We start from the raw sequence: 13,908 nt of genomic DNA, 5'->3' as shown, positions 1-13,908 counted from the left end.
GCCATCGCCATGTTCCTGTTCGCCATCTTTGCCTTACGGTGCCTTGACCTCCATCATGGCGGTGGCGGTGCGGGCCGAGTATTGCGGCCGGTACATGTCCTCGACCGTTGCCGCCGGATGAGCGTAGGTACCCGGCGTCACCGCGCGCACGACATAGGCCAGCGCGATGCTGCGGTCGCCGTCGCCGTCATTCGGGTTGAACGCCGCGACGAAACGGTCGTCGCGGAATTCGAGATGGGCGGCATCGGTCTGTGCCAGCCAGGAGAAATTCGACAATTGGGCGCTGGAGACCAGGCCCGGATTGTCGATCTCGAAGCCAGCCGGCAACAGATCGGTGATCAGCAAGCGCGACGGCCACTTGTTCTGCTCGTAGACCTTGAGCACGACCACGTAGCGTTCGTTCTGCTTGACCTCGGTGACGTTGGCCTCGGTGCCGTCGAGTTTGTAATAGGTGCGCTCGATGGTGAAGCCATCGCCGCCGGCCGGCAGCGGTTCGACCGGCGAGGCTACCTTGGTGACCACCGCCTGCAGCGGCGTCTTGCCGGTGTTGGCGATGATGAGCGGGCTTTCGGCCACGGCGCTGCCGGTGAACCGGTCGGAATAACCGCCGGCATGCGGCGCGCCATTCACCGTCAGCGTGATCGAGTCGTTACCCTCCTTCAGCGCCCGCGCCGCCAGCAGCATCCAGGACTCGTCCTGCGTGCTCGTCCAGCGGGCGTCGGCGCGCTTCCTCGCCACCAGCTTGACAAGCGCCGGCACGATGGTCGGCACCGGCTTCGATTCCGCCGCCAGCGCCAGTATCGCCGCGCCGTCACGCAACGGCGAGCCGTAATCCGACCGGTAGTAGTCGTAGTCGGTGGCCGACTGGGCGAGCCGGAACGCCGCCTGGAAGGTCGCTTCCGAGCGCTGCGTATCGCCATAGAGGGCCAGGCTCGCCGCCAGCTGGGCGACGGCCATCGGGCTGGTGAAGGCTTCGAGCTGCGTGTCGGCATAGTAGCGCAGGTCGCCGACGGAAGCCTTCTTGTTGCGGGCCAGGACATAGAGCGCGTAGGCGATTTCGCTGCCGCGACCCTGGACGTCCTGGTCGTAGCCGAGCGAGTTCTGCAGATTGTTCAGCGCCTGGCTCATAGCCAGCGCTGGCACGTCGTATTTCTGCTCGCGCGCCCGGGTCAGGAAGTCGCTGACATAGGCGTCCAGCCAGAGATCGCCCGAGCCCGGGCCCCACAGGCCGAAGCTGCCGGCCGAGGCCTGGTAGCTCAGCACCTTGTAGATGGCTTCCTGGATGCGGTTATGCAGGTCCGGGTCGCTGGCCATGCCGACGCCTGACGCCAATTCGTTGACGTAGAGCAGCGGCAAGGCACGGCTGGTCGTCTGCTCGGCGCAGCCATAGGGGTAGCGGTCGAGCGTCATCAGCAGCGATGGCACGTCGAAGGCTGCCGTCTGCGAAACGCCAACACTGACGGACGCGCCGTCGAGCAGGCTTGCCGCCAGCAGTTCCTTGTCGACGCGCAGCGCGCCGACATTGGGTTTGAGGTCGACCACCAGGCGGGTGGTGACCGGCAATTGCGGCGGCCGCACCGGGACATAGAGCGTCTGCTCGACCTTGGTGCCGTCGGCATGGGCGAGCTTGATGGTCAGCGAAGCATTGCCGGCGGTCTTGGCGATCAGCGGCACGGTCAGCGTCTGGCGCTTGCCCTGGGCGAGCGTCAGTTTCTCAGGCAACGGCTTGTCGCCGGTCGACAGATCGCCTGTCGTGTCGATCGACAGGGCATAATCGCCGGCCGGACCGTCCGTGTCGGCAATGTCGAGCCGCATGACGACGGCATCGCCGGGCGCCAGGAAGCGCGGCAGGCCGGCGGTGATCACGATCGGATCGCGCACGATGACGTCGGACTGGGCATGGCCGACCGCTTCCTTGGTCCAGGCGACGGCCATGACGCGCACGGTGCCGTTGAACTGCGGAATGTCGAAGTCGACCCTGGTCTTGCCGTCGGCATCGAGCTGGACCGTGCCGGAGAAGAAGGCGACCAGCTTTTCGGTCGGCGGGCTGCCTTGCGCCTGCAAATTGGCGCCGTCGCCGCCGGTGCGCAACTTGCCGGTAGTGCCGAGCGAGCCGTCGATCAGGCGGCCATAGAGGTCGCGGATCTCAAGCCCGAGCATGCGCTGGCCGAAGAACCAGTTCTCCGGGTCCGGCGCCTTGTAGTTGGTGAGGTTGAGGATGCCGACATCGACGGCGGCGACCATGACATAGGCATTGCTGCCGGGCTGCATGCCAGCGACCGAGACCGGGATCGACAGCTGCTGGCGCGGCATCGTCTTGTCGGGCGGCGTCAGGGTGACGGCGAGCTTTTTCAAGCCCGGATCGACGTTCAGCCATTTCACGCCGATGGCGCGCGCCGGCATGCGCGTTTCCTGCGCATCGCCCGGCCGGAACAGCGTCGCGGTGATGTAGGCGCCGGCACCCCAGTTGTCGCCGACCGGGATGTCGACGGTGCTGCCGCCGACCGGCACCGTGGCGGTGACGGTCTTCAGCAGTTTGTCGGCGCCGATGGTGACCAGCAGTTCGCCGGCAAAGTGCGGCGAGACCTTGAGCTTGGCCACTTCGCCCGCCGCATAGGTGTCCTTGTCGAGGGCGATTTCGAGGCCATCAGGCGTTTCTGTGGTGGTGGAGGAGACATACCAGCCGCCGTCGAACTCATAGCTGGTCGCCGGTCCTTCAGGATCGGCGGTTTCGACCTGCAGCCGGTAGCGGCCCCAGTCGACCGGCAGCGACACGGTCGCCTCGCCATCGGCGGCAAGGTCGACCTGGCCGTTGGCCACCGACTTGGTGAAGGTCACCGGCTCATAGTTCCAGGAATTGTTGGAGCGGTACCACTGGTAATTGCGTTCCACCTTGACCAGCGTCCACAGCGCGCCTTTCAGCGCCTCGCGCTTGCCGTCGGGATCGACGGCAATCAGGCTGAACTTGGCGGTGCCGCCTTGCGGCACCTCGTCATTGTCGAAATCCGGCCGGATGCCGATCATGTGGCCTTGCGGGCGGATGCCGATCTCGAGCGAGCGCTCGACGGCGCGGCCGCCGGTTTCGCGCATCCTGACCGTGACCTTGGCGTCGACCAGCTTGGTGGTCGAGGGCAATTGGTAGACGGAGACCGGGAAGGTCGCCTTGCCGTCTTCGCCGATCACGGGCAGGCCGGTGAACGGGGTCACCGAGGGTTCGGCCGACTGCTCGTCGGCGAGACCGAAGGAATAGCCCTTGAAGCGGTCCCAGTCGCGGGCGGTCGACAGCGTCAACTCGCCTTCGAGTGCCAGGCCAGCCGCCGGCGCGCCATAGAGGAAGCGGCCGTCGACGGTGACGTTGGCGGTCTCGCCCTGCGCGATCTCCTTCTTGTCGGCGGAGAGGTCGAACTCGATGCGATCCGGCACGAAATCCTCGACCAGGAACATCTGGCTGGCGACCGCCGCCTGCTTGGGATCGGTGTAGATCGACACGGTCCAGGTGCCGCGCATGGCGTTGGGTTCGAGCGGCAGGTCGACGGCATGGCCGCCGGCCGATGCGCCGTCGCTGACGATACGGCGGTTCTCGACACCGTCGGGACGCGTGAAGATGAAGGTCAGCGGCAGGTTCTCGACCGCCTTGGCCGCGCCGTCGCGGGCGAGCGCCGCGACATGTACATCCTCGCCGGCGCGGTAGATGCCGCGCTCGGTCCAGGCATAGACGTCTAGCGCGCCCGGCGCCGGGCGCCCGGAGACGCCGCGGTCGGACAGGTCGAAGCCGGCCCGGCCCATATCCAGGAAAACGAAGTCGTTGTCGCCCTGCTTGGCCATCAAGACGGCCGGCACCATACCCCCGTCGCCGCGCGTCAGGCCGGGGTTGAAGACTGCACGGCCTTCGGCGTCGGTGGTGGCGGTGCCGAGGATCTCGTTGTTGCGGGCGAGCAGCGTGAGCTCGGCGCCCGATATCGGCTTGGCGGTTCCCAGCGATCGGGCAAAGACGTTGAGCCCGTCCTGCCCCGTATAGGTCGACAGGCCGATGTCGGAGACGACGAACCATTGCGTGGCCCGCGAATTATACTCGTCGCTCTTGTCGTCCACCGCCTGCGCGGTCAGCACATAGACGCCCGGCTTGCGCTGCGGCAGGGCCTCATCGACCGGGAAGGAGGTTGTGACCTCCTTGTTGAGATCGTTGGCGATGTCGAGCTGGCCTTCCCAGACCGGCTCGCCCATCTGGTCGGAGATGTTGGAAAGGTCGTAGCCGTCGAGCTGCTTCAGGAACTGATAGCCGGACAGAAGCTGCGCCAGCGAACGGTCGCCGATGCGGTAAAGCTTCATCTTGGCGGCGGCCATGTTGACAGTGACGACCGGAATGCCGCGGCGCGCGCCGGCCGGCAGCACGAAGCTGTCGCCGGTGAAGCGGGCCGACGGCGCGCGGTCCTGCACATAGATCGACAGCACCACGGGTACGGAAATCACCTCGCCGATGGCCGCTGGCAGGCCGGTGCGGAAGGTCACTTCATAGTGCTGGCCATGTTCCAGCCCTTCGACGCAGATCTGCTTGTCCTTGGCTTCGACGCCCTTCGGCGGCGCATTGTCGACGGTGACGAACTGGGCATAGTCGACGCCGGTCTTGACCAGATCCTCGGAAAACTGCGCGCAGATGCGCGGCGCGCTGGTGTCGGCGTCGACCGTGTGATCGATGACGCGGAAGCCCTTGCGCGACTTGAGGTCCGCATAGTCGGCCTGGACCGAAGGCGAAGCGACCAGCGCGAGGCTGGCTTCATAGGCCTGAAGCGCGGGACGGTAGAGGTCGCGGCGGTCAAGCCCGGAGCCGAGCAGCGCCAGCACCTCGGCGCGCGTCCTGGTGGTGCGCAGGAGCTTGTAGGCGTTGAAGCCGGCGGAGGTGGCGTTTGCCGGCAAGGTCGATGCTTCGGAGGTGTTGGAGGCCGGCTGCACCGCAAGCGTCTCGCGCGCCAGATCCAGCCAGAGGTGGCCATCATCGGGCAATACCGAAACCGCGGCCTCGTATTTCTGCATGGCGGAGCGATGGTCGCCGGTCAGCGACGACTGCTCGGCCGCCGACTTGAGTGCCGTCAGCCCTTCGGTCGGCTTGTCATAGGCCGGATCGGTCAGCTTGTTGCGGTATTGCTGCGCCTGGTCGGCCATCCAACTGGGGAAGAAGGCGAGCTCCGGCGGCGCGCCGATATCGGGATCGCCGTCGACATTGGCGACCTTACCCGCGATGGCACCGTTGAAGGTTTTCAGCTGGTTATAGTCGGATTTGAGGAAACACCATTTGGCCTTGGTGTTGTAGGTGAAGGCGCGGCAGGCCGGATCGCCCAGGCAGGTCGTCTTGCACTGGTCGAGGCTGACATTCTGGTCGGAGCGGAGATCGAAACCGAAATAGTCGGAATTGTCGGTCGTTACGATTCGCCGGGCTTCGGCCGCTTGCGCGACGCTTCCCACGGCGAAAAAGAGAAGGATAAGGAAGAAAGACAGACCACGAGCCGCGCGCATTGCCATTACACCCTCCAGACAGTGCTTACGTCCCGGCATGTTCAAGCTTCAGTCAGGCTTGTCAACACAAGGACGCGGCAGGTTCCGCCTGCCAACGGTTTCCTTTCCGGCCGAGAGCCGGTATCGGATAGAACCTCCATAGGACAGGGGATCACGCATTCTTGCGGCGACGCAGAAGGTGTGAATTCCAAGCCCTGTCTATTTCAGACAATTGGATTGTGGCCCCTTTACGAGCACTTCAGAACTTCATTCCAATTTTAGCATTGCAAGCTAGGTTAGATTTGTAATGTCGGCGCATGAAAGGCATATGTCGGGAGGAACCGCGCGGCTGCGCGGGCTTCCGCGCGTCCTGCTTTTCGCGCTGATGTGTTCCATCATACTTGTCGTCGAAACCCGGAATGCCGCTGCTTTCGAGCTTTTCGGCATCAAATTGTGGGGCTCGTCGAACGACGAGGATGCCGATATCGTCGACCCGCTGCGCTACGCCGTGACCATCGAGGCGACCGACGCCGACAAGGATCTGGTCAAGAAACTCGAAAACGCCTCGACGCTGAAAGCCGACGAAGAACGTCCGGTGTCCGGTTCGCTCGGCCTGCTGGCCAAGGCGCGCAGCGACCGGGAGCAACTGGTTGCCGCCCTTTATGCGGATGCCCGCTACGAAGGCATCGTCACCATCACCATCCAAGGCAAGCCGCTCGACGAATTGCCGCCGGACGCCGAATTCACCGGGCCGCAGCCGATCCCGGTGGTGGTCACGGTGACGCCTGGGCCGAAATTCACGTTGGGCAACATCAGGCTGGAAGGCGACGCGGCTGGGCTGGCGAGTGCCGATTTCGGGCTGATCGCCGGCGGCGATGCCGGATCCGGCGCCGTGCTCAAGGCCGAAGCTCTGATCATCCGGGCACTGAAGCAGGAAGGCAGGCCGCTGGCCAAGGTCACGGGCAGCCATATCGTTGCCGACCATGCGACCTCGACACTCGACGTCACGCTGACCGTGGCGGCCGGACCAGTGGCCGGCTATGGCGACACGACGGTGGAGGGCACCGAGAAGGTCGACCGCGATTTCACCGAATACATGACCGGCCTGAAGCACGGCCGCCAGTATTCGCCCGACGAGATCGACGACGCGCGCGACCGGCTGCTCGGGCTGGAAGTGTTCAACAGCGTGACGCTGAAGGAAGGCGACGGCCTCGACGCCGACGGCAACATCCCGATCGACGTCCAGGTCAGCGAACGCAAGCCGCGCTATTTTGGCCTCGGCGGTACCTTCTCCAACACCGAAGGCCTGGGGCTGGAAGGCTATTGGGGCCACCGCAACCTGTTCGGCCAGGCCGAAAAGCTGCGCATCGACGGCGCAATCAGCGGTATCGGCAGCAATGAATTCACCGGACTCAACTACAATGCCGGCATCATGTTCGAAAAGCCGGGCGTCATAGGGCCGGCGTCGAAATTCTTTGCCAGCTTCAGAACAATACTTGAGCATCCCGACGCGTACGACAACTTCTCTGTCAAGGGCAGCACGGGCTTGTCTTACGAACTGGACCAGAGGCAGACGGTTTCCGCGGAAGCCGCGCTCGAGTATTCGAAGATCGACGATGCATTCGGCAAGCACACCTATCTGATTGCGAGCGTCCCGCTGCAATATGTCTACGACAGTCGCGATTATCGACTGAATCCGACGAAAGGTTTCAGGGTTCTGGCTTATGCCGAACCGAGCTACGACTTTTTGAGTGGCGCGGCTTTCGTCAAGCTGAGGGGCGAGGGATCAGCCTATCAATCGCTCGACTCGGCCTCAAGGTTCATCTTCGCCGAACGTGTCGCCGTCGGCTCGATCGTCGGCACCAGCCTCGAGAACGTTCCGGCCAATCGCCGCTTCTATTCCGGCGGCGGCGGCTCGGTGCGCGGCTATGCCTATCAAGGCATCGGGCCGAAGGACATCGACGGTCAGCCGATCGGCGGCCTTTCCCTCTTCGAAACCTCGGTCGAGATGCGCATTGCCGTCACCGACACGATCGGCATCGTGCCATTCGTCGATGCCGGCACTGTCTCGACGAAGTCCTTCCCGGACTTTTCCGACATGAAGGTCGGCGCCGGCGTCGGCGTGCGCTATCTGACGCCATTCGGTCCGCTGCGGGTCGACGCGGCGATCCCGCTCAACCGCGATCCGGGCGACCCGCGTTTCGGCATCTATGCCGGCATCGGTCAGGCGTTCTGAGCCATGAAGACGTTCTGGCGCATCTTCCGCATTGTTCTTTACACGCTGCTCATCGTGGTGGCGGCGGCGGTCGGCGCGTTGGTCGTGCTGACCAAGACCGAGCGCGGCCGCGACAACCTCGCCGGCATCGTCTCGCATCTTGCGTCGAGCGATGACCGAAAGGTCACCGTCAGCGGCATAGATGGCATCTGGTCGGGGGCGCTCAGGCTCGACCATGTCGTGCTGGAAGACCGCAACGGCGCCTGGCTGGTGGCCCGCAAGGTCGCCGTCGACTGGTCGCCGCTGGCGCTTCTGTCGAAGAGTTTTGATGCCGAGCGCATCGGCGCCGAGCGCATCGAACTGGCGCGGTTGCCGGCGGCGAGCGCGCAGCCTAGCCAGAGCGGGACCACAACGCTGCCGGTTTCACTCGACATTGGGCAGATCGATCTTCCCGAGATTGCGCTCGGCCAGGAACTCGCCGGCAGCGGCATCGCCGAGCTTGCGGCGAAAGGGTCGGTCAAGGCAAATGCCTCGCCGCTGGCTGTCGAGACAGTGCTCGCCATCACGCGCCATGACGGCAAGCAGGGCAATGTCGATGCCAAGGTCCATTTCGCGCCCGCCGACAACAAGCTCGACCTCGATCTCAAGGCATCAGAGCCAGCCGGCGGCATCATTGCCAATCTGCTCAAATTGCCCGACGCGCCGCCGGTCGACATCATTGTCTCGGGGACGGGGCCGCTGGCCAACTGGAGCGGCATCGGCACCTTCGTCGTCGACGGCCAGATCGTCACCCAGCTCACCGGCCGCCACCAGCTCAGCGACCAAGGCAATCATGTCGAGGCCAAGGGCGACGGAGATTTCGGGCGTTTCCTGCCGGAGAAGCTGAAGCCGCTGTTTGTTGGCAAGACCAGCTTCGACCTTGCCGGCACCGCGACGCCGGCCGGCGGCGTCGACATCGAGCGCGCCACGATCGAAAGCGACGCCGTGCATGGCACCGCCGCGGGCAGGGTCGATCCCAAGGGCGCGAGCGACCTTTCGGTGGAGCTTGCCGCCAAGGGTGAGCCCGTGCTGCTCGACGTCGGCACCAAGGCGCAGCCGGTTACCGTGGCGGTGAAAAACGCGACCGCCCGCGCCTTTGGCGACGGCAAGGCGCCGATGGTCGATATCGCCGCGTCGCTGGTTTCGGTGGCGGCAGGCGGCACGCAGCTCAACGATCTGGCGGCGCAGATCCATTCCGACGGCTTCGACATTGAGAACCGCAGCGGACCGGTCAGCATCAAGCTCTCGGCCGGCGGCCTGAAGACCGATGTCGCGACGCTGACGCCGCTGGTGACCGGCAAGCTGGCGGCCGATCTCGCCGGCAAGGTCAGCAAGGACGAGATTTCGCTCGACCAGGGAACGTTGCGCAGCGACGCGCTCAATGCCTCGCTGACGGCCACTCTGTCGCTGACCGACCTGGCGATGAAGCTGAAAATGAACGCCGATGCGGTTTCATCGGCGCTGCCGCCTCAGATCAGCTCCGTGCTCGGCGAGCGGGTGACGTTCTCGGCGACCGCGACGCGCGACCCGCAAGGCTCGTTCGCCGCCAATTCACTCGAATTGACCTCTGGTTCGCTCAAGGCCAGCGGCACCGCCAGCGCGCAAGGCAGCGACATCCAGGCCGACATCAAGGGTACGCTCGGCGACGTTTCGGTGCTGTCGCAACTGGCCGGCGTGCCTCTCGCCGGCGGCGTCGACTTCGCGCTGACGGCAAGCGGCGCGCGCTGGGCGCCGGACTTTTCCGTTTCGGCCAACAGCGCCAGCCTGACGGCGTCGGGCCGCACGGTCAAAGACATCAAGCTGACTGCATCGGGGAAGGCTGATGTCGCCAGTCCCGCGGCGGATGTCTCGCTGACCGGGTCGGTCGACGGCCAGGCGCTCGACATCAAGGCGGCGCTGGTGACGAGCGACGGCAAGCGATCCATCAAGGGGCTCAGCCTGTCGCTTGGCGACAACAAGGTTTCGGGCGACCTTGTGCTCGATGACAAGTTGCTGCCGCTCGGCACGCTGACGCTATCTGCCCCCGATGTCGCGCCGCTGGCTTCGCTTGCCGGTCAGGCGGCGGCCGGCGATATCGGCGGAGCTATTGCCTTCGCCAAGGACGGTGAGGCTCCGACCGTCACCATCAATGCGGCCAGTACAACGATCTCGCGCGGCGAGGTGGCGGCGAAGGCGATCACCGTCAACGCGCTGATCGCCAACTATCTCAAGAGCCCGGCGATCTCCGGTACGATCAAGGCCGACAGTGTGACATCGGGAACGACTGTCATCAGCGGCATTGGCGTCGACCTGAAGCGCGATGGCGACTGGACCAATTTCACCGGTGGCGCGACGATCGCCGGCATCCCGGCTACCGCCGCCGGCCGCGCCAAGATCGCCGGTGGCACGACCAGCATTGAGATCGCTTCGGGCGAGGCGACCGTTCGCGGCATCAAGGCCGCCATCGCCAGCCCGTCAAATCTCTCCATCGCCAATGGCGTGACCAGCATCGAGCGACTGGTGGTCGATGTCGGCGGTGGCGCGGTGACGCTCTCCGGCACTGCGGGTCAGACGCTCGACCTGGCGGCAATTTTCTCCGCGATGCCGGCAGCCCTTGCCAATGATTTCTCCCCCGGTCTCGACGCTGCGGGGACACTCGATGGCACGGCGCAGGTGACGGGATCGCCGGCAAACCCCGACATCCGCTTCAATATCCAGCTCGCCGGCGCCGAGACCAGTCAGACCCGGCAGGCCGGGCTCGGACCGCTCAACCTCAATGCCGCCGGCGGCTTCACGACCGCCGGCGGGATCACCATCGATCACGCGACGCTTGCCGGCGACAAGATCTCCGGCAAGGCCGTCGGCACGATCAACCCGAATGGCGCCAGCGATTTCGCGCTCGACCTGACATCGACCGGTCCCAGCCTGCCGCTGTCGCTCGGCAGCACCGAAAGTCCGATCAAGCTCGAGTTGCAAGCGTTGTCGGTGAAGGCGGCGGGGCAAGGCATGCGGCCGAGGCTGGATATTTCCGCAGCGCTGCCCTCGGTCGCCACCAACCACGCCAAGGTCGAAGGCATCGCGCTGGCGCTGCATTCCGACGCCTTCGACGTCAAGAGCCGTACTGGACCGATCTCGGGTACGGTAACGGCGGACAAGATAGGACTGGACAACCCGACCATCGCGCCGCTGATCGCCGGCAAGATCATCGCAAAAGTCGCCGGCAGCCTTGCCGCGGATGCCATCACCATCGACAGCGGCTCGGTGCAGGGCGCAGCACTCGACAGCGCTTTCAACGGCCGGGTTTCCCTGGCCGACGGCGCCATCGACCTCAACCTCAAGGCGGACGCCCTTTCGGCGGCGTTGCCGGCGGCGCGCGGCGTGCTGGCCGATCGGACGCAACTCAGCGCGACGCTGAAGCGCGATGCGCACGGCAATGTCAGCGCAAGCCCGGTCACGCTGGCGTCTGGTGCGCTGACCGCCAATGGGCAGGCAAGCCTCGCCGACAACAAGCTCAGCGCCGACATCAAGGGCGCACTATCAGATATCTCGCTGCTGTCGAAAGACGCCAAGGGCGCCATTGCTTTCGCGCTGAATGTGCAAGGCGCGAGCCTGGCGCCGGACCTGTCGCTGACGGTCGACAGCGACCGGCTTTCGGTCGCGGAGCGCGAGATCACCGGCCTGAAGCTGACCGCCACCGGCAAGGCCGATGCCGCCAATCCGGCCGCCAATGTGCAACTGACCGGCAATGTCGCCGGGCAAGCGCTGCAAGGCAGCGCGGTGCTGGCGACGACGGACGGCAAGAGCGCCATCAACGGACTGCTGCTGTCGCTGGGCAAGAACCGGATCTCCGGCGACCTTGCGCTCGACCAGGCCTTCGTGCCCGAAGGCACGGTGGCGCTCGACCTGCCCGATATCGGGCCGCTGGCCGCACTGGCGCTGGAAAAAGCCGAAGGCGATGTGCGTGGCACGATTGTCTTCTCGAAGAGCGGCAACGCGCCACAAGTCGCTATCAAGGCGACAACCGGTTCGCTCTCGCGCGGCGATTTGGTGGCGAAAACCGTTTCCATCGACGCGCTGATCGCCAACTATCTTGCCGCGCCGATGATCTCCGGCAAGATCCGCGCCGACAGTGTCACTTCCGGCGGCACCGTCATCCGCGGCATCGATGTCGATTTGAAGCGCGACGGCGACTGGACCGGCTTTTCCGGCGGCGCCACCGTCAAGGACATTCCGGCCAGGGCCGTCGGCCGGGTGAAGGTGGCCAATGGCACGACGACCATCGAGCTCACTTCCGGGCAGGCGACGATGCAAGGGATCAAGGCGGCGATCGCACAGGCCTCGACCATCAGCATCGCCAATGGAACGACGAGCCTGGACAGGCTGGTGCTCAACCTCGGCGGCGGCACGGCGACGGTAACCGGCAAGGTCGGGCAGGCGCTCGACATCAACGCCGCACTGGCCAAGGTGCCAATCTCGCTCGCCAACAGTTTCTCACGCGGCCTCGATGCCGCCGGCTCGATCTCCGGCACGGTCAAGGTGACAGGCGCACCAGCCAATCCAAGCATTGCGTTCAAAATCGATGCAGGCGGTGTGCAGACCTCGCAGACCCGCGGCGCCGGCCTTGGCGGCATGAACATTTCCTCGTCAGGAACGTTCGCCGGCAAGAAACTTACCTTTGACGTCAACATCAGTGACGGGGCCGGTCTTGGCCTCAAGGGCGGCGGCTCGGTGACCATTGCGGGCGCGCCGGCTCTGGTGCTCGACTTTTCCGGCAAGGTGCCGTTTTCCTTCCTTGCCGCCAAGCTTGCCGCGCAAGGCCTGTCATTGAACGGCACTGCCAATGTCAATGTGCAAGTGCGCGGCACGGCGACGTCGCCGGTCATCGGCGGCACGGTCAGCACGTCAGGTGCCCGCCTGGTCGATGCGCGCTCCGGCCTTGCCGTCAACGACATCGCCGCCGACGTCTCGATCGGCGCCGGCGTCGCCCGGATCAATCGCCTGACCGGCACGCTGTCGACGCGCGGCAGCCTTTCGGCCAGCGGCACGGTCGGCATCAATCCTGCGCAAGGGTTCCCGGCCGACTTGTCGGTCAAGCTAACCGACGGCCGCTACACCGACGGCAGGGTGGTCACGGCCAATCTCGGTGGCGACTTGACCATCAAGGGACCGCTCGCCTCGGCGCCGGTGATTTCGGGAACCATCAACCTGGCCAAGACCGTCATCACCGTGCCTGAGAAGCTGCCGGGGTCGCTGTCGGCGCTCGACGTCAAGCACAAGAACGCACCCGGCGCCGTGCGGGCGCAGGACAAGGCGCTGCGCCCACCAACGACAAGCGGCGGCGGTGGCGGCAGCGGGCTTGCCCTCGACGTCACGGTCAACGCGCCGAACCAGATCTTCATCCAGGGCAGGGGCGTCGATGCCGAGCTTGGCGGTTCGCTGAAGCTCACCGGCCCGGCGTCGTCGCCGCATGCGGTCGGCACCTTCACCTTGCAGCGCGGGCGGCTGTCGATCCTCGCCAAACGGCTGACCTTCACCGAGGGCACGGTCGGCTTCTCGGGCTCGCTGGTGCCTTATCTCAACCTGACGGCAACATCGACGACGAGCAGCGCCACCGTCACCATCGTGGTGTCGGGCGAGGCGACCAATCCGAAATTCACCTTCTCGTCCGTGCCGGCCCTGCCGGAGGACGAGGTGCTGGCACAGCTGATCTTCGGCCGCTCGATGTCGAACCTGTCGCCGCTGCAGATCGCCCAGCTTGCCGAAGCCGCGGGGCAACTGGCTGGCGTCGGCGGCTCGACGTCGCTGCTCGAAAACCTGCGCAGCGCGATCGGCGTCGACGACCTCGACGTCACCACGGACGAGAAGGGCGGCACGGCCGTCTCGGCCGGCAAATACCTCAACGACCGCACCTATGTGACGATCCAGAAGGGTGACAAGCCGGGTTCGGGCAAGGCGACCATCGATCTCAATGTCGGGCGCGGCGTCAAATTGCGCGGCGAAGCCAACGATGCAGGGGAAGCCAAGGGCGGCATCTTCTACGAGCGCGAATACTGAAATCGGCGACGATCGCGGGCGTCGGGAGGTGCAACCCTGGCGCAAACTCAAGGATCGGCTGGCGCTGTCCTATCCCGTTTGAATGTCTCATTTTAATCGGGCGCCGGGATTCGAACGGAATCTTCCGGGCA

General features: G+C 65.3%; 3 protein-coding genes. 2 read left to right on the top strand and 1 reads right to left on the bottom strand.

From position 1 onward, the window contains the following. Nucleotides 1-33: 33 nt before the first annotated feature. Entirely contained in the window at nucleotides 34-5,517 is a 5,484-nt protein-coding gene (locus tag ACSQ3Z_RS17440) for an alpha-2-macroglobulin family protein (RefSeq protein WP_436172558.1), read from the bottom strand. 280 nt (nucleotides 5,518-5,797) lie between these two features. On the opposite strand from ACSQ3Z_RS17440, the gene ACSQ3Z_RS17435 reads away from it, so the two are divergent. Both ACSQ3Z_RS17435 and ACSQ3Z_RS17430 read left to right on the top strand, forming a co-directional pair. Next, a complete protein-coding gene (locus ACSQ3Z_RS17435) occupies nucleotides 5,798-7,726 on the top strand; it encodes an autotransporter assembly complex protein TamA (RefSeq protein WP_436172557.1) in 1,929 nt (642 codons plus the stop codon). Nucleotides 7,727-7,729: 3 nt separating this feature from the next. After that, a complete protein-coding gene (locus ACSQ3Z_RS17430; protein WP_436172556.1) occupies nucleotides 7,730-13,777 on the top strand; it encodes a translocation/assembly module TamB domain-containing protein in 6,048 nt (2,015 codons plus the stop codon). Nucleotides 13,778-13,908: the final 131 nt, after the last annotated feature.

This window comes from Mesorhizobium sp. LjNodule214 (genome assembly GCF_964252735.1).
Lineage (GTDB): Bacteria > Pseudomonadota > Alphaproteobacteria > Rhizobiales > Rhizobiaceae > Mesorhizobium.
Note: the sequence above shows the minus strand (reverse complement) of the source record. Positions and strands in the feature narration are given on the sequence as shown.

Coding starts and splice junctions, on each gene's coding strand:
- ACSQ3Z_RS17440 (WP_436172558.1), bottom strand. CDS start 5,517: ATGGCAATGCGCGCGGCTCGTGGTCTGTCTTTCTTCCTTATCCTTCTC.
- ACSQ3Z_RS17435 (WP_436172557.1), top strand. CDS start 5,798: ATGTCGGCGCATGAAAGGCATATGTCGGGAGGAACCGCGCGGCTGCGC.
- ACSQ3Z_RS17430 (WP_436172556.1), top strand. CDS start 7,730: ATGAAGACGTTCTGGCGCATCTTCCGCATTGTTCTTTACACGCTGCTC.